Here is a 24581-nt window from a genome sequence, read left to right as displayed (position 1 = left end):
TCACGCTGGTTGCTGCCGGACTGCCGCTCGTCCTCAAGGACTTGCCGGACGCCGGTGGATCGCGGGCCCGGCAGGAACCGGCGGCGGGGTGCTAGGAGCGGCCGACGCGCTGCCAAAAACCATTGGCAGGTCATTGGTGCGGAACGAGGCGGCTCCGGCGTTCTCGGTTGCCCCGCCTTCACCTTCTTGAGGTGGCGTGCTGCAATCGCTGCGCCGTAGCAATTCACTTTCCCGGCTGACAGGCGCGACCGAGCGCCCAACTGTGTACGATGGCCGCCGGCGCTGCGGCCATCGCGCGGGTGGGAGATCGTGCGCGAGGTATACCTGCCCCGGTCTCGCGGGAGCGATCAGCAGATGGCGTGCCCGGTTCAGGTGACCTGGAACGAGCGCTTGGACAGGCCGAAGAAGTAGCCTTCGATGGTGGTCTGGACGGCCTGGTCGGGCCGGCTTGCGGCGCCAAGAGTGACGAACACCGGGACAAAGTGCTCCACGGTGGGGTGGGCGTACGGCATTCCCGGCGCCTTGCTGGCGAACGCGCATAGTTCCTCGATGTTGCCAGCGGCCAGGGCCTCGCCGGCCCAGGCGTCGAAGTCGCGCGACCAGGCCGGCTCGGGTTCTCTTCCGGTAAATTGCTCGTGGGTCAGGAATGGCAGGCCGTGGGTCATGAAACCGGAGCCGATGATCAGGGTCCCCTCTTCACGCAGTTGGCGCAGGCGCTGCCCGATCTCGAGCAAGCGGTCCGGTTCGTGCGTGGGCAGGCTGAGTTGCAGTACCGGGACGTCGGCCGCTGGGTACATGCTCATCAGCGGTACCCAGGCGCCGTGGTCGAGTCCGCGCCGGGGGTGGCGGTACACGCCGCCGGACACCCTCGCCGATGCGCTCGATGCAGCCTGGCCGGGCGCCGTGTGTGACAGGCTGGCGACGACGCAGTTAGCGAGCTGGGTGGCGTCCGGGGTAGCGTAGCGCATCTGGTAGTAGAGCGGGTCGAAGCCCGCGAAGTCGTAGATCAGAGGTGTTCCGGCGGCAGGCTGGCTGACGGCGATCGGTGCCGCTTCCCAGTGCGCGCTGACGATCAGGACGTTGCGCGGCTTGGGCAGGGTGCGTGCCCAGCCGAACAGCTCTCCCATCCACCGGCGACTCTCCAGCAGGGGCGGCGCGCCGTGGCCAAGGTAGAGTGCGGGCAGCGCGCCGTCGGCCCCGGTCCACCCGCGCTGGGCGGCGCTTGCGGGCAGCGCCTCGCGCAGGAAGGCCTGGTACGGGTGCTCGGTCATGATCGATATCTCCTCAAATCATCAAAAGCGGTGGCAGCGCCCGTCTGGACAGGCTTGCCTGAACAGAAGAGCTGGTTTGTCACAAGGAGACCTGCCGCCTGTCGTTGCCTGGCCGGTGTTGCCCTTGCGCTTGACCCTGTCGGATCTTATCGTCCAGGGCACGATGCGGTCGGCGCTCGTTGTAGAAGCCGACGTGTGCGGTCAGCTTGGCTCTGGCCTCGGCGAGGCTATCGTCGGCCTTGCGATACACGGGCCCCATCCTTCACCGTCTGGCGCAGGGGCTCGCCCCGTCGAGGCGAAAACTTCACCAGCGCTCAGGGGAGCAGACCGGCCAGCTTCTCCCATCTGAACGCCTGCTCGACGGTGTCGGCCAGCCGGTCGAGGTCGGCTTCGCGGCGTGCCGCGGCGTCGAAGGGGGCGGCGTCTGCCGGCGCTCCCGCCCAGCGCAGCAGTGCGGCCAGCGCTGCCGGTTCGTCGAACAGTCCGTGGCAGTAGGTGGCCAGGATCTGGCCGTCTTCGGAAAGCGCGCCGTCGGCTGCGCCGGCCAGCGTCGCGGCCGGGCGCGCCAGCGCCGGACCGGTGGTCACACCCATGTGAATCTCGTAGCCGCGGACGGCCGGCCGGCCGGGCAGGTTGAGCGTTCCGACGACGTTCTTCAGTTGCTTCTCACTGGCCAGCGTCGTCGTGCAGTCGAGCAGGCCCAGACCGGCGGCGCTGCCCGGCTCGCCCTCGATTCCCAGCGGGTCGTGCAGGTGACGGCCGAGCATCTGGTAGCCGCCGCAGATGGCGATCAAGCGGCCGGCGTAGCGCAAGTGGCGGCGGATCGCCGCTTCCCAGCCGTTCGCGCGCAGCCAGGCGAGGTCGGCCTGCACCGCCTTCGATCCCGGGAGGACGATCAGGTCGGCCGCTGGCGGCGTCTCGCCCGGGCCGACGAAGCGGAAATCGACCGCCGGGTGGAAGCGCAGCGGGTCGAGGTCGTTGTGGTTGGCGATGCGCGGGAAGGCCGGTGCGATCGCCTGCAGGCGGGCCGCCGCCTTGGCCGTCTCGGCGCGCGGCAGCGCGTCCTCGGCGTCCAGGTAGAGCCCGTGCAGGTAGGGCAGAACGCCGAGCACCGGCTTGCCGGTGCGCTGCTCGAGCCAGTCGAGCCCGGATTCGAGCAAGCGGATGTCGCCGCGGAAACGATTGATGACAAATCCCCGGATGCGCGCCTGTTCGGAGGGCGAGAGCAGTTCCAGCGTGCCGACGAGATGCGCGAAGACGCCACCGCGATCGATGTCGGCGATCAGGATCACCGGGCAGTCGACGACCTCGGCGAAGCCCATGTTGGCGATGTCGCGGTCGCGCAGGTTGATTTCGGCCGGGCTGCCCGCTCCCTCGATCAGCACGCAGGCGTACTGCGCGCACAAGCGCTGGTACGATTCGAGCACCGCGGCGAGCGCGCGCGGCTTGTACTCGTGGTAGGCGATCGCGTCCAGACTGTCGAGCGCCTTGCCGTGAATGATCACCTGCGCCTGGCGGTCGCTGTTCGGCTTGAGCAGCACCGGGTTGAAGTCGCTATGCGGTGGCAGACCGGCGGCGAGCGCCTGCAGCGCCTGGGCGCGGCCGATCTCGCCGCCGTCGACGGTGACTGCCGAATTGAGCGCCATGTTCTGCGGCTTGAACGGCGCGACGCGCACGCCGCGGCGTTTCAGGATGCGGCACAGCGCGGCAACCAGCGTGCTCTTGCCGGCGTCGGAAGTGCAGCCCTGAACCATCAGCGCCGGTGTACCGGCAGGCAGAGAGCTTGGTGTTGCCATGGAGTGGCGTTTCGGGGAATCGGCGCAAGCGCCGGACGCCGCATTCTCGCACGCGGCGGTCGCTTCGTTCCGGCGCCGGCCGCTGCGGCGCGCTAAAATCCGTCGGCGCGTCGCTGATCGGGCGTTCCGGCCCTGGCCGGCGGCCCGTCCGGTGCGCACTCGTCGGCCACGATCGTCTTCACCGCTTGCCCAAGGAACCCCATGATCGGCAAAGCAACACCGCGCAGCCGCTGGCTGTGCCGCATCGTCCTGCGCGGACTCGCGCTGTTCGCCGGCGCAGCGGCGACCGCTGCCGGCGCCGAAGTCAGTGTGCGCGACGACCTCGGCCAGACGGTCAGGCTGGCGCAGCCGGCGCAGCGTATCGTCAGTCTGGCGCCGCACCTGACCGAGACGCTGTTCGCCGCCGGCGCTGGCGAACGGATCGTCGGTACGGTCGATTACAGCAATTACCCGGAAGCGGCGAAGAAGATCGCGCGCGTCGGCAGCTATGCCCGGCTCGATCTGGAAGCTGTGGCGGCGCTCAAGCCCGACCTGGTCGTCGGCTGGCAGTCGGGCAACGCGACGGCCAATCTCGACAAGCTGCACGGGCTAGGCTACACGCTCTACGTCTCGCAGCCGAACCGCATCGAAGACGTGGCCAGCGAGATCGAGCGTCTGGGCACGCTTGCCGGCACGCAGGGCGTGGCGAGCGTCACCGCGCAGCGCTTCCGCCAGCGGCTTGTCGCACTGCGGACGCAGTATTCGGGCAAAGCAAGTGTGCGCACCTTCTACCAGATCTGGAAGCAGCCGTTGATGACCGTCGGCCGCAGTCAGATCATCTCGGACGCCATTCACCTGTGCGGCGGCGAAAACGTTTTCGGCACGCTGGAAGCGATGGCGGCGAGCGTCACGGTCGAAGCGGTGATCGCCAGCAACCCGGAGGCGATCGTCGCCAGTGGCATGGGCGAGGCGCGCCCGGAATGGCTCGACGACTGGAAGAAATGGCCGCGCATCACCGCGGTGCAGCGCGACAACCTGTTCTTCGTTCCGCCCGACCTGATTCAGCGCCACACGCCGCGTCTGCTCGAAGGCGCCGAGCAACTCTGCCGGCATCTCGAACAGGCGCGCCAGCGCCGCCGCTGAGTCGGCCGCCGGCCTTCAGCGCGGCGGCGGGCGGTAACCGCCGGCGCGGCGGCCAGCGGTTCGTGCCCGGCGCTCAGGCGAGCGCGCGCAGCGCCGCGTCGTAATCGGGTTCGTCCTTGATCTCGCCGACCAGTTGGCTGTGCAGCACGCGGTCGGTTTCGTCGAGGACGACGACGGCGCGTGCCGCCAGCCCGGCGAGCGGTCCGTCGGCCAGTTCGACGCCGTAGTCGCGCAGAAACTCACGCCCGCGCAGCGTCGACAGCGTGTGTACGTTTTCCAGTCCTTCGGCCGCGCAGAAACGTCCCTGGGCGAAAGGCAGGTCGGCCGAAATGCAGAGCACGACGGTGTTCGCCAGGCTGCTCGCCGCCTGGTTGAACTTGCGCACCGAAGTGGCGCAGGTCGGCGTGTCGATGCTCGGGAAGATGTTCAGGATCTTGCGCTTGCCGGCGAAGTCGGCGAGCGTCGTCGCGGCCAGCGTGCGGCCGACGAGCGAGAAGGCTGGCGCGGTCTGGCCGGGCTGCGGAAAGTTGCCGGCGACGGGGACGGCGTTGCCGCCGAGGGTGACAGTGCGGGTCATGGGCTATTCCTTCGTGGGTTGGGATGCGATGAGTCGGACGGTTCAGGACGCTTGGCGATCGTCTGGCTGGGGCAACGACGCCGACGGCGACACGCGCCGGGCAGTTCTTGGTCAATCGCTCGCCGGGAAAGTTCACCGCTTTCAGCGTGGCCGGTGGTTGGCCGGCGAGACCGATCAGGAGACGGCAAGCATACGGTCGAGCGCCAGCTTGGCAGCAGCGCGCTCGTGCGCGGCGACGCTGATCTGATTGACGACATTGCCGTCGGCCAGGTTTTCCAGCGTCCACGCCAGATGCTGCGGGTCGATGCGCTGCATCGTCGAGCACATGCAGACGGTCGGCGCCATGAACTGGACGATCTTGCCCTCGGCGCGCACCTCCTCGGCGAGCCGGTTGACCAGATTCAACTCGGTGCCGACCAGCCAGCGCGTATTCGGCGCCGCCTGCTTGATCGTGCGCACGATGTGCTCGGTCGAGCCGACGAAATCCGACTGCCGGCAGACCTCGAAGCTGCATTCCGGATGCGAGATCACCAGGCCGTCCGGGTGTTCGTTGCGGAAGCGCAGGATGTGGGCCGGCTGAAACATCTGATGCACCGAGCAGTGCCCCTTCCAGAGCAGCAGGCGGGCGTGGCGAATCTGCTCGGCGCTCAGGCCGCCGAGTTCGAGGTCGGGGTCCCAGACGACCATTTCGTCGAGCGGAATCCCCATCTGGTGGCCGGTCCACCGGCCCAGGTGCTGATCGGGAAAGAACAGGATCTTCGGGCGCTGCGCAAAGGCCCAGGCGGCAATGCTCCCCGCATTCGACGAGGTGCAGACGATGCCGCCGCGCTCGCCGCAGAAGGCCTTCAGATCGGCCGCCGAATTGATGTAGGTCACCGGCGTCACCTGCTGCTCGACCTCGAGCACCTCGCCGAGTTCGCGCCAGCAACGTTCGACCTTGGCCAGATTGGCCATGTCGGCCATCGAGCAGCCGGCGGCCAGATCGGGCAGGATCGCCAACTGCTCCGGGCGCGACATGATGTCGGCCACCTCGGCCATGAAGTGCACGCCGCAGAAGACGATGTAGCGCGCGTCGGTCTGCGAGGCGAGGCGCGACAGCTTGAGCGAGTCGCCGGTCAGGTCGGCGTACTGGTAGACGTCGGCGCGCTGATAGTGGTGGCAGAGCAGCACGGCCTGCTCGGCGAGGCGCGCGCGCGCGGCACGAATCCGCGCATGGCACTCGTCGTCTTGCAACGGGTTGAACTTGTCGAAGCTGATGGTTGCAGTTTGCATGGGGCGAGATCCGAAACGTGAGCGAAAAAGAGTCTGAGCGTCTGCGTCGGACAAGCAACTCGGCGACGAGTGCTGTCCGGCGCCGGTGCGGCGATTCGCTGGCGGCGGCCGAGCCTTCAGCTCTGCCAGGGCAGGCCGGCGTGGCGCCAGCCGCCGACTTTGCCGCGCTGGCCGCGCGCGTCCTTGTTGCCCTCGAAGCCCTCCAGCACGTTGTAGCACTCGCGCTGCCTTGCCTCGCTGACCAGCGCCGCCGCATGGTGCGAGCGCACGCCGCTGCGGCAGATGAACATCAGCAAGGCCTCGCGATCCACCTGCTGTTCGACCTGGGCAAGGAAGTGAATGTTCAGCCGATTGTCGGGGTAGCTCATCCACTCGATTTCGACGGCGCCCGGGATGCGTCCGACCCAATCCCATTCAGCGTGCGTGCGGACATCGATCAGGCGGGCGCCGGGCGCCAGTTGCCAGACATCGTAGGCTTCCTGCGGCGTCAGCGCACCGGCGTAGGGGAGGCCAAGGTCGTGCCCGCGCGCGCGAGCCAGTTGCAGCAGATCGGTCAGTTTTCCCATGGTGCCCGGCGCGTACCCCGTCGATTGGAAGGCAAAAACAGCAGTATAAAGCACTTGCCGGCCGACGTTTCCGGCGGCACGAAGGCGGGGTGCGCCGCGCACCGCCGGGGTGCGCGGCTGCCCGCGTATGCACCGCCATGGTGCGGAAAAAACAGCCGGTTGGCGCGATGCCCTTGTGGCACAATGCTCGATCAGCAATGCAGGGACTGGCATGTTTTCTGCTAGTACCCGAGCGCAAGCTACCTTTTATACTTTCGCCGGCACCCCGGCAACTGCTCTGGAGATTCTGCAATGGCAAGCCCGCAAGACGTGATCAAGATGGTCAAGGAAAGCGAAGCGAAGTTCGTCGACTTCCGCTTCACCGATACCCGCGGCAAGGAACAGCACGTGACCGTTCCGGTGAGCGCGTTCAACGAAGACAAGTTCGAGAACGGTCACGCCTTTGACGGATCGTCGATCGCCGGCTGGAAAGGAATTCAGGCCTCCGACATGCAACTGATGCCGGACCCGAGCACCGCCTACGTCGATCCCTTCTTCGACGAAACGACGGTGGTCATTACCTGCGACGTCGTCGACCCGGCCGACGGGCGCGGCTACGATCGCGACCCGCGTTCGATCGCCAAGCGCGCCGAAGCCTATCTGAAGTCGAGCGGCATCGGCGACACCGCGTACTTTGGCCCGGAACCCGAGTTCTTCATCTTCGATTCGGTCGCCTGGAGCGTCGACATGTCGGGCTGCAGCCTGAAGATCTACTCGCAGGAAGCCGCCTGGACGAACGGCGAAAAGAGCGAAGGCGAGGGCGGCACCGGCCACCGTCCCGGCATCAAGGGCGGCTACTTCCCGGTCCCGCCAGTCGACAGCCTGCACGACCTGCGCTCGGCGATGGTCCTCACGCTCGAACAGATCGGCGTCCCGGTCGAAGTGCACCACCACGAAGTGGCGACCGCCGGTCAGTGTGAAATCGGCACGCTGTTCAACACGCTGGTCAAGCGGGCCGACTGGACGCAGATGCTGAAGTACGTCGTGCATAACGTCGCCCATCAGTACGGCAAGACGGCCACCTTCATGCCCAAGCCCATCGTTGGCGACAACGGCTCGGGAATGCACGTGCATCAGTCGATCTGGAAGGACGGCAAGAACCTGTTCGCCGGCAACGGTTACGCCGGCCTGTCGGAACTCGCGCTCTTCTACATCGGCGGCATCGTCAAGCACGCGAAGGCCTTGAACGCGATCACCAACCCGGGAACGAACTCGTACAAGCGTCTGGTACCGCACTACGAAGCGCCGGTCAAGCTGGCCTACTCGGCGAAGAACCGCTCGGCCTCGATCCGCGTCCCGCACGTCGCTTCCGACAAGGCGCGGCGGATCGAGACGCGCTTCCCGGACCCCTTGGCGAATCCCTACCTGTGCTTCGCGGCGCTGCTGATGGCGGGTCTCGACGGCATCCAGAACCGGATTCATCCGGGCGAGCCGGCCGACAAGAACCTCTACGACCTGCCGCCGGAGGAGGACGCCAAGATCCCGACCGTCTGCGCCAGCCTGGAAGAGGCGCTTGCCGCGCTCAACAAGGATCGCGAGTTCCTCACCCGCGGCGGCGTCTTCTCGGACGACTGGGTCGATGCCTACCTCGAACTGAAGATGGACGAAGTCAACCGCATCCGGATGACGACGCACCCGGTCGAGTTCGATCTGTACTACAGTTGCTGAGCGCCAGGCGCCAGGGCAAGGGAAAAGACGGGCTACGGCCCGTCTTTTTTTTGTCTGCCGGGCGCCGTTCTCCGGCGTTTGTATCGGCTGCCGTGATCCAATACACTTGACGGCCGGCGTGCGCGTGCGAGCATTCCGTTACCTGCGCACTGGCCGGACGGCGGCGACCGAGGAGAACGATGATGAAACCGCAAGCCCTGTGTCTTTCGACTGCCCTGTTCTGGCTGGCGGCAGCACCGGCAGACGCGCAGGACATCTTCAAGTGCGCCGACGTCGACGGGCGGGTTCTCTACTCGAACGTTCCGACCAAGAACTGTCGGAAGATCGTTCTCGAACCGATCAACGTCGCACCGCCGCCGAAAGCGCCGGCCAAGCCGGGCGCGCCGAAGGCCGCAACGGCAACGCCGGCCGATTTCCCGAAAGTCGACGACAAGACGCAGAAGTCGCGCGACGGCGACCGCCGGCGGATTCTCGAAAACGAACTCGCCGGCGAGCAGCAGAACGCCGAGCAGGCGAAAAAGGAACTCGCCGCGCAGCAGGAAGTCTTCCTCCCCACCGAGCGCGTGCGGGGCGGCGCGATCAACGGCGCCAAGGTGCAGGAGCGTCTGCAGGCCTACAAGGACAAGGTCGCCCTGCACGAGCGCAACATCGAAGCGATCCGCAAGGAGATCGCCAATCTGCGCTGAACACGCCCGCCGCCCGCCGCCGCACGATGACTGAGCCGGCAGCCAGCGCCTTCGGTGGACTCGACCTGCTCTCGTCGGCCGTCGTCCTGCTCGACGAGCGCCTGGCGATCCGCTACCTCAACCCGGCGGCCGAAAACCTGCTCGGGATCAGCGGCAAGGTCTTCGCCGACCTGCCGCTGGCCGCTTTCATGGGGTGTCCGCCGGCGCTGCTCGGCGCCTTCGACAAGGTGCTGGGTCAGGGCTGGGGCTATACCGGCGAGAACATCGAACTGCGCCTGGCCGACGGCGAAGTCCTGCCGGTCAACTGCGCAGTCAACCCGGTCGATGCCGCCGACGTCCGCCTGCTCGTCGAACTTTGGCCGATCGACCAGCAACTGCGCGCGACGCGCGAAGAGCGCCTGGCCGAACAGCAACACGCCAACCGCGAGCTGATCAGCAATCTGGTACACGAAATCAAGAACCCGCTCGGCGGCATCCGCGGCGCCGCGCAGTTGCTCGAACACGAACTGAACAATCCCGCGCTGCGCGAATACACGCAGGTCATCATCAAGGAAGCCGACCGCCTGCAGGACCTGATGCGCCGCCTGCTCTCGCCGCATCGCCCGATGCAGCCGGGCCCGGTGAATATCCACGAAATCCTCGAACGCGTGCGCAGCCTGCTCACCGCCGAGTTTCCGCTGCTGCGCGTGCAGCGCGACTACGACACCAGCCTGCCCGACCTGGTCGGCGACCGCGAGCAACTGATACAGGTCTTCCTCAACATCGTGCGCAACGCCGCGCAGGCGATCGACCGCCAGCCGGCGAGCGAAGCGCCCGCCCCCGGGCAGATCACGCTGCGCACGCGCGTCGCGCGTCAGGTCACGCTGGCCAAGCGGCGCTACCGTCTGGCGATCGCCGTCGAAGTGCTGGACAACGGCCCGGGAATTCCCGACGACATCCGCGAACGCATGTTCTATCCGCTCGTTTCCGGACGCCCGGACGGCAGCGGCCTCGGCCTGACGCTGGCGCAGAGCTTCGTCCAGCAGCACCAGGGGACGATAGACTGCAGCAGCCGGCCGGGCCGCACGCGCTTCACGATCCGCCTGCCACTGGCCTGATCCGGTGAGCGGGCAGGCTTCTTGCTTGTCAATTGAGTGACCATCGTCAAGCTGCCTGAGGAATTCATGAAACCCGTCTGGATCGTCGACGACGACAAATCAATTCGCTGGGTCCTCGAAAAAACGCTCGCGCGCGAGAAGATCCCCTTCCGCAGCTTCGCCTCCGCGGGTGAAGCGCTGGCCCAGCTCGACGCCGGCGGCGCGCCGCAGGTCCTTGTTTCCGACATCCGCATGCCCGGCCAGTCGGGGCTCGAACTGCTGCAGATCTTCCGCCAGCGCTTTCCCTCGCTGCCGGTGATCATCATGACCGCCTATTCCGACCTGGACAGCGCGGTCGCCGCTTTCCAGGGCGGCGCCTTCGAATACCTGCCGAAACCCTTCGACGTCGATCAGGCGATCGAACTGATACGGCGCGCGATCGGCGAGAGTATGCACCAGATTGGTGCGGAGAGCGAAGCCGGACTGACGCCCGAGATCCTCGGCCAGGCGCCGGCGATGCAGGAAGTCTTTCGCGCCATCGGCCGACTCAGCCAGTCGAACGCCACCGTCCTGATCACCGGCGAATCGGGTTCGGGTAAGGAACTCGTCGCGCGCGCCGTGCATCGCCACAGCTCACGCGCCGACAAGCCGTTCATCGCGATCAACACCGCGGCGATTCCGCGCGACCTGCTCGAATCCGAACTCTTCGGCCACGAACGCGGCGCGTTCACCGGCGCCGCGACGCAGCGCCAGGGGCGATTCGAACAGGCCGAAGGCGGAACGCTCTTCCTCGACGAAATCGGCGACATGCCGGCCGAACTGCAGACGCGCCTGCTGCGCGTCCTCTCCGACGGCCACTACTACCGCGTCGGCGGCCACTCGCCGCTGAAAACCCGCGTCCGCATCATCGCCGCGACGCACCAGGACCTCGAAGCACGCGTCCGCCAGGGACTGTTTCGCGAAGACCTCTTCCATCGCCTGAACGTCATCCGCGTCCGCCTGCCCAGCCTGCGCGAAAGGCGCGAAGACATCCCGCTGCTCGCCCGCCATTTCCTGCAGAAAAGCGCGCAGGAACTCGGCGTCGAAGCCAAGCGCTTCTCCGAAGTCACCCTGCGCCAGCTCTGCGGGCTCGATTTCCCGGGCAACGTCCGCCAGCTCGAAAACCTCTGCCACTGGCTGACCGTGATGGCGCCCGGCCAACTCGTCGAACTCGCCGACCTGCCGCCCGACCTGCGCGAGACCGTCGCCCCCGGCGCGCGCGCCAACGACTGGGAAGGCGCCCTCGCCGACGAAGTCGATCGCCTGCTCGCCGCGCAGGCCGGTCACGTGCACGAAAAGCTGATCCAGACCTTCGAAGGCATTCTGATCAGCCGCGCGCTACTGCGCACCGGCGGCCGCCGCATCGAAGCCGCGCAGGCGCTCGGCATCGGCCGCAACACGATCACCCGGAAAATTCAGGAACTGAAGCTCGAAGCGCCCGGCGCGGCCAGCGGCGACGAGCGCGAGACCGGCCCGCCGCCCTGAGGCGCTGGCGGGCGCCGCCGCCACGCCCGCCGTGTCCGCGTCCACCGTCTCCGGCGCGCCCGATCCCGCCGCGGCGCATGCTTGACTTGCGCACGGCTAGGCGGGTCAGGGTTCGAGCGGGGTCAGGCTCTGGCTGCAGAGCCCGCCCGGCCCCGGTTTTGGACTTCCGGCGACGAGAGGTGCTCCGCGTTGATCTGCCGCAGCCGTTCCTGTGCAAAGGCCGGGCGGGCGAAGTAGGGCAGCAGGCGCTCCGGACTTGCCGGTCGTTGCCCGCGACGCGCACACCAGCATCGAGACAGAAACCGGCGCCGTGGCCGCAGGCGCACATGGCTTCGCCATCGGATTTGCCCAGCAGGCCGCGCCAGACGACGAGGTGCGTCCGGAGCGTCGCCCGAAGTCGCTGCACGGCTTGCGGAGTGAGGCGCATCCCCTCAAGAACGAATCGCCGACCCCCGACGCTGGCGATCGGCAGGAGGAACACGGTCCCTAAGCATTTTCGCCGCGCCGGTCACGGCTTCGACTGCAAGACCGTATCTCCGTACGGTTCGCTTGCCGAGGTCAGCCGAGCTTCCATTGCGTGCTCATCGATTCGGCGATGTCGGAGAAGGTTGAGCCCAGCCGTCGATAGGCCTCGACCGCCTGGCGCGCGTAGCGCTGCCCCTCGTCAAGCTTGCCCTGGGCCTCGCACGCCTCACTGAGACGGCGGCAGTCGGCCGCGATCGACTCCTGCCGACCAACTTGCTCGGCAAGCTTCAGCGCTTCTCGCGCCAGACTCTCCGCCTTCGGGTAGTCCCTGCAATCTATCGCCAGTGCTGCCAGGTTGCCGGTAAACGCAGCGATGTCGTTTGGCGAGTCGATACGGCGGGCAATTGCCAGCGCTTCCTGGTAAGCCTTCTCAGCGTCGTCGTGTTTGCCGGAGTGTCGCAGCGCGTCGCCCAGACCGTTCAGCGCGCTTGCGTAATCGCGGGTCTCGCCGAACTCTGCGCTGAGCACTGCCAGCGCTTGCGTGAAGCAGTGGATCGCTGCCGGGTACTCCTTCCTGAGATAGTGAGCTTTGCCTCGAAGCGTCAGGGCGTCGCCGTTCTCGCGTGCACCGGCCCGCGGCGAACGCTTGTATTCGGGACTCTGGGTCCTCGCCCAGTGATCGGTCGCGCGGTCGGCACAGGCGAAGACGGTGTCGGCTTGATGGCGCAGGCGATGAACGCGGCCGGTCTGCCACGCCCTCCACCCCGCTTCGTAGTAGTCGCCGTCGTCGAACGCCTTCCGCTCGGCCTTCTCGTTCAGTGACAGCCACTCGTCCCAGTGCCCCGTGAATTCAAGGAAGATGTGTAACGCATCGCAGATACATTGCAGGCGCTGATTGTCGCCGGCAAGAAACATCGGCAGCGACGCGAGGATGATCGGCCACTCGGCCTCGAGTGTCGAATAGCACTCGTGATGCAGATAGCCGTTCTGAACGATCAGGTCATAGGCGCGGTTCTCGACACGCCTGCCCATCTCGGTGACGAGTTCCGGCCGCTGGCGCTCGATCAAGGCGGAAACCATCGGAGCGAGCCGGAAGCGCGTCAGTTCAACGTCAGGAACGAGCAAGGCTCGGGATGCCAGCGCGGTCAGAGCCATCTCGACGACATCCTCTCGCGCACGCATAAGGCGGACGATCAGTTCCAGCGCCATCTCGTTCGGAAAGTGGCTAAGCAGTGCCAGCAACTGCAGTTCGAGTTCCGGGGAACTCTGCAGTACTTCGCTAAACATGTACTCGAGCGGATCGTTATTGGCGGGGGCCTCGTTCAGGAAGCGCAAAGCGGCACCGACCGTCCTGCAGCCGCCGCGGCCGAGCTGCCCTGCAACCCAACGCATCAGAAGAGGATTCCCGGCGGTTTCCTGATACAGGCGCGAGCGCTGGTCGTGATCGGCCGCCCTCAGGAGCGGGTACTGACCAGCAAGCTTGTCCAGCAGATCCAGAGCGTCCTTCTCGATCAGCCGATCGAGGCGCAGCGTGACCGCCTGGACATCAACGCGACTTCGACGTCCGGTGACGATCGCGCTGCAACTGGCCGGTAACCCGCTGAGGAAGGACAGACAGCGATCCCGGTCATTGCGCGGCAGGCTATCGAAGTCGTCGAGAATCAGCAGGACGGCGCCACCCTCGATCTCTCGCCGGACGAGGAATGGGCGCTCTGTATCGGGAGCCTGCATCAGCTCGGGCTTGCCTAATTCCCTTGCGATCACATTGAGCATCTCTATATAGCCGTGCAGCACGAACTCGTGGCGCGGGTGCTCGCCTTCCGGACCGAAGTCCGTCTCCTTGGCTGACATGAAGATTACGCGCCTGAAGCGCTGCGGCGCCTTCGCGGCAGCGCGGATAGCGAGAGCCGTCTTGCCGATTCCCCCGGGTCCGCTGATCCAGACTCCCCAGCCGCGCGTCTCCACGGCCAGCGCCGACGCAATCCCTGCCAGTTGCTCGTCACGTCCGACGAAGAGTTGCTGGCGAGGCAGGTTGTTCGGAACGACCCACTCAGGAAGCGGTCCGGGCAACACCTGCAGCGCCCGAGTCTGGGCATCCCCGGTCCGATCGACACCGAGTGCTGCCAGGAGCTTCAACCACTCATGTTGGCGGGCGGCCGGATCCGTCCAGTCGACTGGGACGATATGTTGAAGCCAGACCGGCAACTTCACCGGGCGGACGATCATCGGGATTAGGCGTGAGTCCTGGCCCGCCGGCGCGGCCGCCAGCACAGTAAGGGACTCGAACTGGACCATCCGGCCGCTTTCGAAATACTCCGGGCTGAGAACGCACAGCATCCGTTGGCTCTCCTCGGTCGCGCGGGCCATCTCGAGGATCAGGTTTCTGCCCGGTACGAAATCATCGACGTCCAGGAGAACTTTCAGTCCCACCTTCTTCAACGCGGGGACGAGCTGTCCACGCACCCACTCTTGGTCGGGTGAAACTCGTCGATAGCTGACAAAGATGTCGTACTGAACCCTGTCCATCCTTTCCCTCCTCTGGCACCCTCTCCGACGACGCTGCGTCCGCCCGACGGGCAACATTATCACGATATCTGCTGCACGGATACGGCATGATGGAGTAGCCACCCGACGGCAGAACCCCTGTTCGGCGAAACAGTAGCTGCGTGCAAGGGCCTTGCACCGCGCACGTTGATGGCTTTGCAGATGCGGAAACGTTCTTGGCGTGGTTCGCTGCATGCACTGAAGCGGGAGCCGGAACCGGATCCCGGCCAGCCGAAGCCGGCGCGGTGGATGGCGAGGTGCAGAGAGGTGGTGGCGCGAGGATGCCGCACCAATATCTGGCCCTGATGGACATGCTGCCCGGCGGGCGTGCTCTGACCAAATCGCCGACTGGATAGAGCGGCGCCGGCAAAGGATAGGAAATTCAACCACCGTTCGGCGTTCGAATCCGCTCTGGCAGACCATCGTCAAGCAAGAATTCACGCCGGTTTTTCCCCAGGCCGCGTTTCCCGGGAACCGCGCGAGACCTGCAGCCATCCGCCAGGAAGGAAGTCGGCGTCGTGCACAAGGAAGGCCAAGGCGTCGCCAAGGACGATGCCTTGACCGTCGAGTGGTCGCGCCAGCAGGCGGCACGCGGAGACGAGTAAGCGACACAGCGTCTGGACGCATTGACCAAGTGAGCCGGAGCGAACGGGATTTTGCCTCGCTAATGGGTTACCGTGCGTGTTCTTCACCAACGACGCCACGAATTCAAGGTGCCTGCGGAGCTCTCGATTTTGTGGCTGGTCGGACTTGCGGCCCGATGCGCGTGTGGCGATCGACCATCCAGCGCTTCCTTGGACCGCAAGCACGCGTGCTTGCCGCGTGCTGAACGGCCCGGTGCGCCGGAACTGAACCGGATGTTCAACGACGGACTGGCCACTCTACAAGAGTGCAAACCGTTTGAACGAGCGACGGCGTTCTTCCTGTCTGGTGCTCTGCAGCAGTTCTTCTACCGCGGCAACAAGTGCACTTCCCGTTTCGTGATGAACGGGGCGCTGATCTTGCGCGGCATCGACGCGATCAGTGTGCCAGCCGCCAAGGCGCTGGAGTTCAACGAGAAGATAATGGGCTTCCATCTCTCGAAGGACACTACCGAAATGATGGCGTTTCTCGTCGGGTGCCACCCGGATGCGGAGGCCATTTTTCTGCCGTCAGAAGAACGGCGTCGCGTCGACGACGGGATGATGCCGTAATCGTGCATGCGGTTTCTGCCCGCAGGGCTTTGGCTTTTGCTGGGCAATGCAAAGCGCTGAGGCTTTGTGCGGGTGTCGGCGCCTGACACGACTGGAACGGACGAAGACTTCTTCAAGCGTGGCCGTCAGTTGGCCATCGCGGGGGAACGTGGCGAACCGCTACCCGAGGACCGTATCGTCGGCTTCGAAGACCCCGCTGTGGTGATGAAGCCCATCACGGCAGCTCGTTTGGCAGTGTTCCGGGTGGTGAAGGAAATGCCCGGATCGATCACACAGATTTCGCAGCGGCAGCATCGAGACCGCAGCGCCGTAAAGCGCGATACTGATGAACTTGAGCGGGCATGGTTACGGTTGCCGATCAGGTTCTGGCTGGACGCGGACGTATGAAGGAAGTCCGGGCGCCCGTCAATCTGTTCAGCCTACGGGCCGAGGTGGCTTAAGCGCTGCCGGGCAATCACTTTTGCCGGCTCAGGTCTGCCTCGATCCACCCATCCAGCCGGGCAATGTCCTCTGCCCTAAATCTCTTACTATCCCAGCTGGTTCAAATCGCGCGCACGAGCTCGGCGTTGACGCCAAGCGCTTCCCGGAAGTTGCGCTGCACCAGCGTTGCGGGCTCGATTTCCTGGGCAATGTCCGCTCGCTCGAGAACCTCTGTAACTGGCTGACCGTGATGGCGCTCACCCGGAAAATTCAGGAACTGAAGCTCGAAGCGCCCGGCGCGGCCAGCGGCGACGAGCGCGAGACCGGCCCGCCGCCCTGAGGCGCTGGCGGGCGCCGCCGGCACGCCCGCCACGTCCGCGTCCACCGTCTCCGGCGCGCCCGATCCCGCCGCGCGGCGCGTGTTTGACTTGCGCGCGGCCACCGCTGATACTTGACCCGGTGAACGGGTTCCCCACGAACTCGCCCGGCCGGCGCTGCCGCCCGCCCGGCGCCGCCCGGTGGACCCCGCCCATGCACTTGCCGACAGATCCGGGGGGAGGGTTTCGATGGTCAGCGTCTACGTTTCGTACGCGTGGAAAGAGGAAGCGCAGAAGCCGCTGGTCGAAAAGCTGGACCAAGCCTGCATGGCGCGCGGAATTGAACTGTGCTACGACAAGAAGAAGCTGGGCTACGGCGACTCGATCCGCCAGTTCATGAACCAGATCGGCGCCGCCGGGCATATTGTTCTGGTGCTCAGCGAGGCGTATTTCAAGTCGGACTACTGCATGTACGAGCTGTGCCGGATCCACGAGAACGGAGGCTTCCACAAGCGGGTGAGTCCGATCGTTCTCGCGCGAACACCCTTGTACAAGCCGGTCGAGCGTGTTCGCTACCTGAAGCACTGGGAAAAGGAGATTGCCGCTCTGGAGGCGGAACTCGCGGGCCTGGACGACCCGAAGCACACGCAGCATACGCGCGCTGAACTCGACGATTACGCCAAATTTCGGCGGCTGATCGATCAACTGCAGCACACCCTGGCCGACATGAACACGCTCACCGAGGACGTGCATCGGGACACCGACTTCGCCGCCCTGCTGGCGCGCATCGCTCCGGAGAAGTATGAGAGCGACGGCGGCGAGCGCGCTGAGCGCGACACCCGGGTTGCCGACGCGATCTTCCTGGCCACGGTCGAGGACGAGGTCAGCCAGGCGCTTGCCGAGGTCCCTTTACTCACGCAGATGATCTGCCAGCACGCGTTGCAGAAGGGCTTGACCGGCAGCGCCGATCGAGCCGCGCTCGCGCGCTGGCTGTGCACCAGCCCGCTCGGCACGGTGCTCGACGATGTTCTGCGGCCGGCGACGCGCGCCGCGCTGCCGCGCAAGTCGCCGCACGCGATACGCGAATCGGATGTCTGGGAGGCGGCCAAGTCCTTGCTTTTCTGGCTCAGTGTCCTCGCCGTCCGGCCGGACTGGGTGCAGGCGCAGGAGGAAAACGATCGCCACGATGCTGGCGGCGGCGCACGCTTTTCCCTGTTCGTGCGCACCGGAGGCGGTGCCGAGATCGTCAGTTCGCGTTACCGCCAGGTCCGCCCCGATTTCCGCCCGAGCGGCGGACTGCACGTGGTCGGGCGGGGCAGGATCGAGCTTTCCGACCTCGAATCGGGTTTCAACGACGCGCAGGCAATCGACGGCCTCCTGATCGACGTGGCGCGGCACTTCGGCGAGCAGCGCGGCGATCGGCTGCTCGACCCGGAGCAAAGGGAACTCCTCGCCGAATTCATTCGGGACGCACTCGAATACGACGAAAAGCACAAGACCGGGCACCATTACATCCTGGTCGACGCGGATGAGAACTCGCCGCTGCAGCGGCCGGCCGTTTACGACGCTCTGCACCAGCTTCTGCCGCGCCTGAGGATCATCTACCTGCAGAAGATGCAGCCCTCCGGCGATCAGAACCCCTTGCTGCTGCGCGAGACGCGCCTGATCACCATCATCCGCGGATTCCTCAACCTTCCCGACACTTTGCGCTGATCCCGATGAAAACAACCGCAATCCCCGTGCTTCCACTGCATCCCCTGACGCTCCCGGCGCGCGGCTCGTGGCCGGCGACGGTGCATCGTTTCGACGAAAACTCGGCCTGGGCCGTGCGTGCCGCGCTCGCCGCGCAGCGGCCCCTGCTGGTGCGCGGCGAACCGGGCTCGGGCAAGAGTCAGTTGGCGCGCGCTGCGGCGGAGGCGCTCGGTCGCCTGTTCCTGGCCGAAGTGGTGCACGCGCGCAGCGAAAGCCAGGATCTGCAGTGGCGTTTTGACGGGCTCGCCCGGCTGGGCGACGCGCAGGCGATGAGTGCCGGTCACTGCAGCGCCGAGGAAGTGCGCGCCCGCCTCGATCAGCGCAACTACCTCAGCCCGGGTGCGCTGTGGTGGGCTTTCGACTGGGACACCGCCGAGCGCCAGCACTTGCGCAGCAGCGGTCGCAGCGCGCGTCCGCAGCCACCGGGCGAGTGGACGCCGGCCCAGGGCAGCGTGCTGCTCATCGACGAAATCGACAAGGCGGAGGCTGATCTGCCGAACGGCCTGCTGGAAACGCTGGGGAACGGCGCGTTCACCGTTCCCTGGCTCGAGCAGGCGGTAAGCGTCGCGCCAGAAACGCCGACGCCGCTGGTCGTCATCACCACCAACGAGGAACGCGAGCTGCCGGCGGCCTTCGTCCGCCGTTGTCTGGTGCTCAACCTGCAGATGCCGAAGAGCGAAAGCGACTTCATCGCCGCGCTGATCGAACGCGGCAAGTTGCATTTCGCCGATCGCTGCCCCGACGAGGTCTATCGCAGCGCCGCCGCCCAACTGTGGGAAGACCGGCAGGCGGCCACTGCCCAGGGTCTGCAGGGGCCGGGTTACGCCGAGTACATCGATCTGCTGCGCGTCGTCACCACGCTGCAGGCCGACCCCGCGCAGCAGCGGGCGCTGCTCGCCAAGGTGCAGGACTTCGCCTTGAAGAAACATCCGCCGGCGAACGGATGAGCCACGCGCCGCTGCGCACGCGAACCGCCGTCGGGCGGGCCGACCTGCTGCGCGTGCAGGCCGAACACGGCGACCTGGCGCTCGAGCAGGTTGCCGCCGCGCTCGGCTATGAGCGAGCCAGCGGGCGGCTGGCGAAGCCCGCCGCCGCGCCCGAGGTCGTACCCCCGGCGCCGCCGGCTGGCCTCGACGACAGCGGGCCGCCGCTGCCCGAACGTCCGGCGAAGCTTCCTGGCGCGCGCTTCTTCCACGTCAGCGAACACCGGCAGAGCGCGCCGGAAGCCGGCGCCGGCGCCGACGAAGCGCCCGGCTGGCTGGCGACAGCCGCGCTGCTCACCGACGATCCGCGCCCCGATCCCGCTTCGCTGCGTCTGCCCGCGCACCCGGCGCTGACCCGCTGGTCGCGCCTGTGGCCTTTCCTGCGCCGGGAACTCGGGCGATCGCTCGAGCTCAACCAGCCCGACATTCCACGCCTGCTCGACAACCTGACGCGCGGCGAAGCGCTGCGCCGCATTCCGCTGCTCCACCGGCACGGCTGGAGCCCGCGCATTGCCATTCTCGCCGACTACTCGCGGCAGACGACGCCGCTGCACGCCGACTTCGACGCGCTGCACCGCGCCCTGCTCAAACGCCACGGCCGGCAGCGGATCGAACACTACCTGCTGGCGGACGAGCCGGGAGCGCAACCACTGGTCGACCGCAGCGCGCACGGCCGGCGGCGCCTGATGCGTCAACGCTGGCAGTCGCCGGCGCCGACGACCGCGCTGCTGATCCTCGGCGATCTCGGCCTGCTCGACCCCGCATCGGCCGCGCTGCCCGGCTGGCAGCAGTTCGCCGGCCGCCTGCGCAGCGCTGGACGGCAGGCGCTGGCGCTCTGCCCGGTTCCCGCGCGCCTCCACCCGGCCGAACTGCTGCGCAGCTTCACGCTCGTCGAATGGGACCGCCACAGCCGTCTGCGTCCGACAACCGCCCGCCCGCCGGCGGGCGACGCGGAAGCCCGGCGCAGTGAGGAATTCGAGCGCGGCCGACGGGCTGCCGAAAGCCTGCTCACGCTGCTCGCGCCCGCGCTACGCGTCGAACCGCCGCTGCTGCGCGCGGCACGCGGACTCTTGCCGGCAGCGGTGGCCGATGTCCTCGGCGAAGCGCTGATCTGGCAACACGCCGACGTGCGCGCCGGCCCGCAGGGTTTCCAGTACGCCGACAAGGCGGCGATCGCCCGCTACCAGGACGCCTTTGCCGCGCTCGCGCCGGATCTGCAACGGGCCGCCGTCGACCTGATCCTCGCCCACCATGCCGGCTTGCCCGACTCGGTGCGTTTCAGCGAAATCATCGCCAGCCAGCGACTGGCGCCGCAGGCCGTGTCGGACAAGCTGCGGGAAGAGGCGCAGCGCTGGCTGCGGGCGCTCGCCCGCACGGCCGAGCAACGGCCTGAAGCGCTTGCCCTGCAGCAGTTCAACCAGCGCCACGTCGACCGCCAAAGCGACCCGATTCTGGCCGCCGACGATGTTCAGGTCGCGCTCTGGGCGCTCGCGCAGCGCGCGCGCGTGGCGCGTGGCGAGGCGGTCGAACTGCCGGCGGGGGTGCGTCCGGAACAGGTACGTTTCTTCCTCGACCCGCCGTCCGAGCGCCGGCCGATCACTTGCGCGCTGCGTCAGCGTGGCGCCGAGTTGTGTCTCGAAGCGCTCGACGCGAAGGTCGGCGGCTGGCCGCCGGCCGGCAGTCCGTACACCGATCTGACGCTGGTCGACGGCGGCGTTTTCGTGCGCGTCAGGCGCTTGCCGACGGCCTCGGCGCCGGCCGCCGACGGCGCGTCGGTTTATCTCGCCGCCAGCGCCTTGCCGCACCGCGTCGCCGTGCTGACGCGCGAGGTCGAGCGCGTCGAGCTGCACGCGCCGCACCTGGCGCTCACCGTCGCCGGCATCGCGCGCCCGCGCTGGGCGCGCGCGCTCGGCCGCGACGCCTACGGCCTGTTCAGCGAAATCGAGGTCGGCGGCGTCAGGCAACGCTTCCGCTGGATCGCACCGGGGCGTTTTCTGATGGGTTCGCCGGCGGACGAGCCGGAGCGGGATGACGACGAGGCGCAGCACGAAGTGACGCTGAGCCGGGGTTACTGGCTGGCCGACACGGCGTGTACGCAGGCCTTCTGGCAGGCGGTGATGGGGGAGAATCCGAGCGAGTTCAAGGACGATGCGCGCAATCCGGTGGAGAACGTTTCGTGGGACGATGTGCAGCGCTTCATCGGCGAACTGGAGCGTCGGGTAGGGGGATTGGCGGTGCGATTGCCGAGCGAAGCGGAGTGGGAATACGCGTGCCGGGCGGGGACGACGACGCCGTTTTCGTTTGGCGACGAGCTGACGCCGGAGCGGGTCAACTACGATGGGAACGTCCCCTACGCGGGCGGGGCGCAGGGGCTGTATCGGGAGAAGACGGTGGCGGTGGCGTCGCTGCCGGCGAACGCGTGGGGTTTGTACGAAATGCACGGCAATGTGTACGAATGGTGTGCGGATTGGTACGGCGATTACGCGAATGAGCCGCAGGTCGATCCGCAAGGGCCACCGAGTGGCGATTCCCGCGTGGTGCGCGGCGGCTCGTGGAACTTCATCGGCAGGTACGTGCGTTCCGCCGACCGTGGCTGGTACGAGCCTGGCGACCGCGACCAGTACGTCGGGTTCCGGCTCGCCCTAGGTCCAGGCGAGCAGGTAGGTCACCGGCGGAGCCGGTGACTGGGAAGGGATTGGCGGCGGAGCCGACAATCCTGCGGCCGAGGACGGCGGAGCCGTCCTCGGCCGCGCCGCGTGGCCCGGCGGGCACTCCGGACGGCAAAGCGCGCTCGTTATGGGATAGACTCTCCGGCTTCTTCAAACCTGCGAAATGAGCGCTCCGATGCGATTCCACTTCTTTACGGTAGACGCCCTGGCGCCAGCGGCAGGTGCCAACGAGTTGAACGCCTTTTGCGCGCAGCATCGTGTCGCCGCGGTCGATAAACAGTTCATCGCGCAGGGCGCGCTCTCGTACTGGCTGTTTTGCCTGACGACCGTCGAGGCGGACGGCGCCGAGCGCGCGGCGGCGGGGGGCGGCAAGCGCGCGCGGATCGACTACCGCGAGGTGCTCAGCGAGGGCGACTTCGCGGTTTACGCGGAGCTGCGCGAACTGCGCAAGACCATCGCCGAACACGACGGCTTGCCGATCTACGCGCTGTTCACCAACGAGCAACTCGCCGAGATGGTCACGGTGCGGGCCACGATAAGCCGCAAAGCGAACGTCCAGATCAACCGCCGCCAAGCTGCCGCCACCCGTTACGGCGCGCGCTGCGCGCCGCTAAGCGCCGAACGCCTGCCGAAGCGGCGCCTGCAAGGAGGAGTGCCATGTCCGCTCGCGATCCCGGCGAAGTCTTCTTTCCCGACCCCTTTCCGCAGCCCTGGGCGAGCGACTGGGGCGAGGACGACGAATACGGTCTGTGGATGGCCTTGACGCTGGGCGAAGTGCGCCAGGTCTTCCGCTGGATCGCACCGGGGCGTTTTCTGATGGGTTCGCCGGCGGACGAGCCGGAGCGGGATGACGACGAGGCGCAGCACGAAGTGACGCTGAGCCGGGGTTACTGGCTGGCCGACACGGCGTGTACGCAGGCCTTCTGGCAGGCGGTGATGGGGGAGAATCCGAGCGAGTTCAAGGACGATGCGCGCAATCCGGTGGAGAACGTTTCGTGGGACGATGTGCAGCGCTTCATCGGCGAACTGGAGCGTCGGGTAGGGGGATTGGCGGTGCGATTGCCGAGCGAAGCGGAGTGGGAATACGCGTGCCGGGCGGGGACGACGACGCCGTTTTCGTTTGGCGACGAGCTGACGCCGGAGCGGGTCAACTACGATGGGAACGTCCCCTACGCGGGCGGGGCGCAGGGGCTGTATCGGGAGAAGACGGTGGCGGTGGCGTCGCTGCCGGCGAACGCGTGGGGTTTGTACGAAATGCACGGCAATGTGTACGAATGGTGTGCGGATTGGTACGGCGATTACGCGAATGAGCCGCAGGTCGATCCGCAAGGGCCACCGAGTGGCGATTCCCGCGTGGTGCGCGGCGGCTCGTGGAGCAGCGTCGGCGGGTTCGTGCATTCCGCCGACCGTTACCGGTTCGAGCCTGGCTACCGCTACCAGGCCGTGGGGTTCCGGCTCGCCCTAGGTCACCAGCCAGCAGGCAGGTGAACCTCCGCCCGGAAGGACGTCCTGTTCGCCGCGCGGGACGCGCGGGGTACGGGACGGCCAGCGCTGCCTGTGAGCGGTCGGTGTTGCCCTTCGTCACGCCGTGACGATGCGCCGCGACCATCCAGAGCTTCAAGTGCCAGGATACGCAAGCGCTCTTCGCCGGTGGGAGCGTTCGTCGCCGGGTGGGCAGCGAGCACCCGGCGCTGCGCGGGCTATCCCAGCTTGACGGGTCTTCCGTTCTCGACGATCTGCGCGTTCCGCCGGGAAATCGCCTCGATGCTGTGACCGGTAACCGAAGGGGACAGCACAGCATCAGGAGCAATGATCGCTGGCGCGTCTGCCTTGTCCGGTCAGCGGACGGCTTGGCCGATGTGGCGATCATCGATGATCGCTGACGGACCAGAACCCTGTGCGAGTTCGCTCCGGTATCCCCCGGCGAAATGCTGGAAGAGGAGTTCCGCAAACCCCTCGCCGCCCAGGCGCAAGGATCTCTGCCCATGGCGCTCGGCCCGGCGGTTGGTCGGCGTCGGCGCCAGCCCGTCTCGCTGACCCGCATCCAATCGCCCAGAGCGTCGCCAGGGGCTGGCGTTGATCGCCCGGCGAAAAATCATGCATGCCAAGGAAAGCGGGCCAATGCGAAAAGGCGGCACGGCCGTTTCGCTCTCGGCGACCGGGACGCAAGGTGCAAGGGTCGAGCGCTTGATCGCCGACGAAGGTCTGCAAGTGTCGAAAAACTTTACAGGCCATGCCTGCGACGCGGAAAAATGGCATTGATACCAATCCACTGAAGGTGGCGGCGTGGTTCTTGCTTGGGGAAGCGCCAGTCTGCCTTCCTGGGGAGGGCCGTTCGCGACGGAGAACATCTATGAAGAAAAGCATTCTGAACAATGATTCAAACATGGGTTCAGCCGTCGTCAGCGACACGCTCGACCCGACCGAATCGAACCGCGCGCTTGCGTTGCTGGCGTTTCCAGAGCCCTTCTGGCAACCTTTGCCAGCTCCGATCAACAACACGCCGGTTGTCCAGGACGACTACTACACCACGCGTGCCGGCCAGACGCTGGCCATCGCGGCGCCCGGTCTGTTGGCCAACGACTACGACCCGGACGGCGACGCGCTGTCGGTGACGTCGATCGACATCACCGGCCTGCAG

General features: G+C 66.8%; 23 protein-coding genes and 1 pseudogene. 16 read left to right on the top strand and 8 right to left on the bottom strand.

The features are described from left to right. Positions 1 to 368: 368 nt before the first annotated feature. From RKP46_RS11685 to RKP46_RS11675, 3 genes and pseudogenes are all read right to left on the bottom strand, one after another. Positions 369 to 1271, bottom strand: coding sequence for a class III extradiol ring-cleavage dioxygenase (locus RKP46_RS11685; RefSeq protein ID WP_311106798.1), 903 nt, complete (start codon positions 1269 to 1271; stop codon positions 369 to 371). Between the two features lie 79 nt (positions 1272 to 1350). Then, positions 1351 to 1521, bottom strand: a pseudogene (locus RKP46_RS11680) (integrase core domain-containing protein); the annotation flags it as partial. Between the two features lie 64 nt (positions 1522 to 1585). Beyond that, complete coding sequence (locus tag RKP46_RS11675; RefSeq protein ID WP_311106797.1) at positions 1586 to 3067, bottom strand: cobyric acid synthase; 1482 nt, start codon at positions 3065 to 3067, stop codon at positions 1586 to 1588. A 201-nt stretch (positions 3068 to 3268) separates the two neighbouring features. Here RKP46_RS11675 and RKP46_RS11670 point away from each other — a divergent pair, with 201 nt between their 5' ends. Next, the gene (locus RKP46_RS11670; protein ID WP_311106796.1) at positions 3269 to 4189 is read left to right on the top strand and encodes a cobalamin-binding protein; all 921 of its coding nucleotides are present in this window, start codon (positions 3269 to 3271) and stop codon (positions 4187 to 4189) included. Between the two features lie 73 nt (positions 4190 to 4262). Here RKP46_RS11670 and tpx read toward each other — a convergent pair whose 3' ends face one another. From tpx to RKP46_RS11655, 3 genes are all read right to left on the bottom strand, one after another. Beyond that, entirely contained in the window at positions 4263 to 4766 is a 504-nt protein-coding gene (tpx, locus tag RKP46_RS11665) for a thiol peroxidase (RefSeq protein ID WP_311106795.1), read from the bottom strand. A 174-nt stretch (positions 4767 to 4940) separates the two neighbouring features. After that, complete coding sequence (gene nadA, locus RKP46_RS11660; protein WP_311106794.1) at positions 4941 to 6038, bottom strand: quinolinate synthase NadA; 1098 nt, start codon at positions 6036 to 6038, stop codon at positions 4941 to 4943. 116 nt (positions 6039 to 6154) lie between these two features. Further along, on the bottom strand, positions 6155 to 6604 hold the full coding sequence (locus RKP46_RS11655; RefSeq protein ID WP_311100375.1) for a rhodanese-like domain-containing protein: 450 nt from the start codon (positions 6602 to 6604) through the stop codon (positions 6155 to 6157). 291 nt (positions 6605 to 6895) lie between these two features. Between RKP46_RS11655 and glnA the strand changes: the two genes are divergently transcribed. The 5 genes from glnA (at position 6896) to RKP46_RS11630 (ending at position 12087) form a co-directional block, all read left to right on the top strand. Beyond that, positions 6896 to 8311 (top strand): type I glutamate--ammonia ligase, encoded by a 1416-nt coding sequence (glnA, locus tag RKP46_RS11650; RefSeq protein ID WP_311106793.1) that lies wholly within the window; start codon positions 6896 to 6898, stop codon positions 8309 to 8311. Between the two features lie 179 nt (positions 8312 to 8490). Then, complete coding sequence (locus RKP46_RS11645; RefSeq protein WP_311106792.1) at positions 8491 to 8997, top strand: DUF4124 domain-containing protein; 507 nt, start codon at positions 8491 to 8493, stop codon at positions 8995 to 8997. A gap of 26 nt (positions 8998 to 9023) precedes the next feature. Beyond that, a complete protein-coding gene (gene glnL / locus RKP46_RS11640; RefSeq protein WP_311106791.1) occupies positions 9024 to 10094 on the top strand; it encodes a nitrogen regulation protein NR(II) in 1071 nt (356 codons plus the stop codon). 66 nt (positions 10095 to 10160) lie between these two features. Further along, positions 10161 to 11597, top strand: a complete 1437-nt coding sequence (ntrC, locus tag RKP46_RS11635) for a nitrogen regulation protein NR(I) (RefSeq protein ID WP_311106790.1) — start codon at positions 10161 to 10163, stop codon at positions 11595 to 11597. Positions 11598 to 11853: 256 nt separating this feature from the next. Next, a complete protein-coding gene (locus RKP46_RS11630; RefSeq protein ID WP_311106789.1) occupies positions 11854 to 12087 on the top strand; it encodes a hypothetical protein in 234 nt (77 codons plus the stop codon). A 68-nt stretch (positions 12088 to 12155) separates the two neighbouring features. On the opposite strand, the gene RKP46_RS11625 is transcribed toward RKP46_RS11630, so the two are convergent. Continuing rightward, on the bottom strand, positions 12156 to 14588 hold the full coding sequence (locus RKP46_RS11625) for a TIR domain-containing protein (RefSeq protein ID WP_311106788.1): 2433 nt from the start codon (positions 14586 to 14588) through the stop codon (positions 12156 to 12158). 812 nt (positions 14589 to 15400) lie between these two features. On the opposite strand from RKP46_RS11625, the gene RKP46_RS11620 reads away from it, so the two are divergent. Both RKP46_RS11620 and RKP46_RS11615 read left to right on the top strand, forming a co-directional pair. Continuing rightward, positions 15401 to 15799, top strand: coding sequence for a hypothetical protein (locus RKP46_RS11620; protein WP_409194134.1), 399 nt, complete (start codon positions 15401 to 15403; stop codon positions 15797 to 15799). A 72-nt stretch (positions 15800 to 15871) separates the two neighbouring features. After that, positions 15872 to 16186: a hypothetical protein gene (locus RKP46_RS11615; RefSeq protein WP_409194133.1), complete on the top strand. Its 315-nt coding sequence runs from the start codon at positions 15872 to 15874 to the stop codon at positions 16184 to 16186. A 154-nt stretch (positions 16187 to 16340) separates the two neighbouring features. Here the strand turns inward: RKP46_RS11615 and RKP46_RS11610 are convergent, their stop codons facing one another. Then, entirely contained in the window at positions 16341 to 16661 is a 321-nt protein-coding gene (locus tag RKP46_RS11610; RefSeq protein ID WP_311106787.1) for a hypothetical protein, read from the bottom strand. 124 nt (positions 16662 to 16785) lie between these two features. Here RKP46_RS11610 and RKP46_RS11605 point away from each other — a divergent pair, with 124 nt between their 5' ends. From RKP46_RS11605 to RKP46_RS11570, 8 genes are all read left to right on the top strand, one after another. Next, complete coding sequence (locus tag RKP46_RS11605) at positions 16786 to 18249, top strand: toll/interleukin-1 receptor domain-containing protein (RefSeq protein ID WP_311106786.1); 1464 nt, start codon at positions 16786 to 16788, stop codon at positions 18247 to 18249. 5 nt (positions 18250 to 18254) lie between these two features. Beyond that, positions 18255 to 19235, top strand: a complete 981-nt coding sequence (locus tag RKP46_RS11600) for an AAA family ATPase (RefSeq protein ID WP_311106785.1) — start codon at positions 18255 to 18257, stop codon at positions 19233 to 19235. Next, positions 19232 to 21955, top strand: coding sequence for a formylglycine-generating enzyme family protein (locus tag RKP46_RS11595; RefSeq protein ID WP_311106784.1), 2724 nt, complete (start codon positions 19232 to 19234; stop codon positions 21953 to 21955). The genes RKP46_RS11600 and RKP46_RS11595 overlap by 4 nt, the downstream gene beginning before the upstream one ends. 160 nt (positions 21956 to 22115) lie before the next feature. After that, positions 22116 to 22703: an HRDC domain-containing protein gene (locus tag RKP46_RS11590; RefSeq protein ID WP_311106783.1), complete on the top strand. Its 588-nt coding sequence runs from the start codon at positions 22116 to 22118 to the stop codon at positions 22701 to 22703. Continuing rightward, positions 22598 to 23428: a formylglycine-generating enzyme family protein gene (locus tag RKP46_RS11585; RefSeq protein WP_311106782.1), complete on the top strand. Its 831-nt coding sequence runs from the start codon at positions 22598 to 22600 to the stop codon at positions 23426 to 23428. Before RKP46_RS11590 ends, RKP46_RS11585 begins: the two co-directional genes overlap by 106 nt. A gap of 119 nt (positions 23429 to 23547) precedes the next feature. Beyond that, positions 23548 to 23823, top strand: a complete 276-nt coding sequence (locus tag RKP46_RS11580; protein ID WP_311106799.1) for a type II toxin-antitoxin system RelE/ParE family toxin — start codon at positions 23548 to 23550, stop codon at positions 23821 to 23823. 214 nt (positions 23824 to 24037) lie between these two features. Continuing rightward, positions 24038 to 24202: a hypothetical protein gene (locus tag RKP46_RS11575; protein WP_311106781.1), complete on the top strand. Its 165-nt coding sequence runs from the start codon at positions 24038 to 24040 to the stop codon at positions 24200 to 24202. A 91-nt stretch (positions 24203 to 24293) separates the two neighbouring features. Continuing rightward, a partial coding sequence (locus RKP46_RS11570) for an Ig-like domain-containing protein (protein WP_311106780.1) occupies positions 24294 to 24581 on the top strand: 288 nt, incomplete at its 3' end.

The organism is Accumulibacter sp. (genome assembly GCF_031732815.1).
GTDB lineage: Bacteria > Pseudomonadota > Gammaproteobacteria > Burkholderiales > Rhodocyclaceae > Accumulibacter.
This window is presented reverse-complemented; position numbering and strand designations above follow the sequence as displayed.

Bases quoted from the DNA above. Each gene is read 5' to 3' on its own strand.
- RKP46_RS11685 (WP_311106798.1), bottom strand. From the start codon at position 1,271: ATGACCGAGCACCCGTACCAGGCCTTCCTGCGCGAGGCGCTGCCCGCA.
- RKP46_RS11675 (WP_311106797.1), bottom strand. From the start codon at position 3,067: ATGGCAACACCAAGCTCTCTGCCTGCCGGTACACCGGCGCTGATGGTT.
- RKP46_RS11670 (WP_311106796.1), top strand. From the start codon at position 3,269: ATGATCGGCAAAGCAACACCGCGCAGCCGCTGGCTGTGCCGCATCGTC.
- tpx (WP_311106795.1), bottom strand. From the start codon at position 4,766: ATGACCCGCACTGTCACCCTCGGCGGCAACGCCGTCCCCGTCGCCGGC.
- nadA (WP_311106794.1), bottom strand. From the start codon at position 6,038: ATGCAAACTGCAACCATCAGCTTCGACAAGTTCAACCCGTTGCAAGAC.
- RKP46_RS11655 (WP_311100375.1), bottom strand. From the start codon at position 6,604: ATGGGAAAACTGACCGATCTGCTGCAACTGGCTCGCGCGCGCGGGCAC.
- glnA (WP_311106793.1), top strand. From the start codon at position 6,896: ATGGCAAGCCCGCAAGACGTGATCAAGATGGTCAAGGAAAGCGAAGCG.
- RKP46_RS11645 (WP_311106792.1), top strand. From the start codon at position 8,491: ATGATGAAACCGCAAGCCCTGTGTCTTTCGACTGCCCTGTTCTGGCTG.
- glnL (WP_311106791.1), top strand. From the start codon at position 9,024: ATGACTGAGCCGGCAGCCAGCGCCTTCGGTGGACTCGACCTGCTCTCG.
- ntrC (WP_311106790.1), top strand. From the start codon at position 10,161: ATGAAACCCGTCTGGATCGTCGACGACGACAAATCAATTCGCTGGGTC.
- RKP46_RS11625 (WP_311106788.1), bottom strand. From the start codon at position 14,588: ATGGACAGGGTTCAGTACGACATCTTTGTCAGCTATCGACGAGTTTCA.
- RKP46_RS11605 (WP_311106786.1), top strand. From the start codon at position 16,786: ATGGTCAGCGTCTACGTTTCGTACGCGTGGAAAGAGGAAGCGCAGAAG.
- RKP46_RS11600 (WP_311106785.1), top strand. From the start codon at position 18,255: ATGAAAACAACCGCAATCCCCGTGCTTCCACTGCATCCCCTGACGCTC.
- RKP46_RS11595 (WP_311106784.1), top strand. From the start codon at position 19,232: ATGAGCCACGCGCCGCTGCGCACGCGAACCGCCGTCGGGCGGGCCGAC.
- RKP46_RS11590 (WP_311106783.1), top strand. From the start codon at position 22,116: ATGCGATTCCACTTCTTTACGGTAGACGCCCTGGCGCCAGCGGCAGGT.
- RKP46_RS11585 (WP_311106782.1), top strand. From the start codon at position 22,598: ATGTCCGCTCGCGATCCCGGCGAAGTCTTCTTTCCCGACCCCTTTCCG.
- RKP46_RS11575 (WP_311106781.1), top strand. From the start codon at position 24,038: ATGCATGCCAAGGAAAGCGGGCCAATGCGAAAAGGCGGCACGGCCGTT.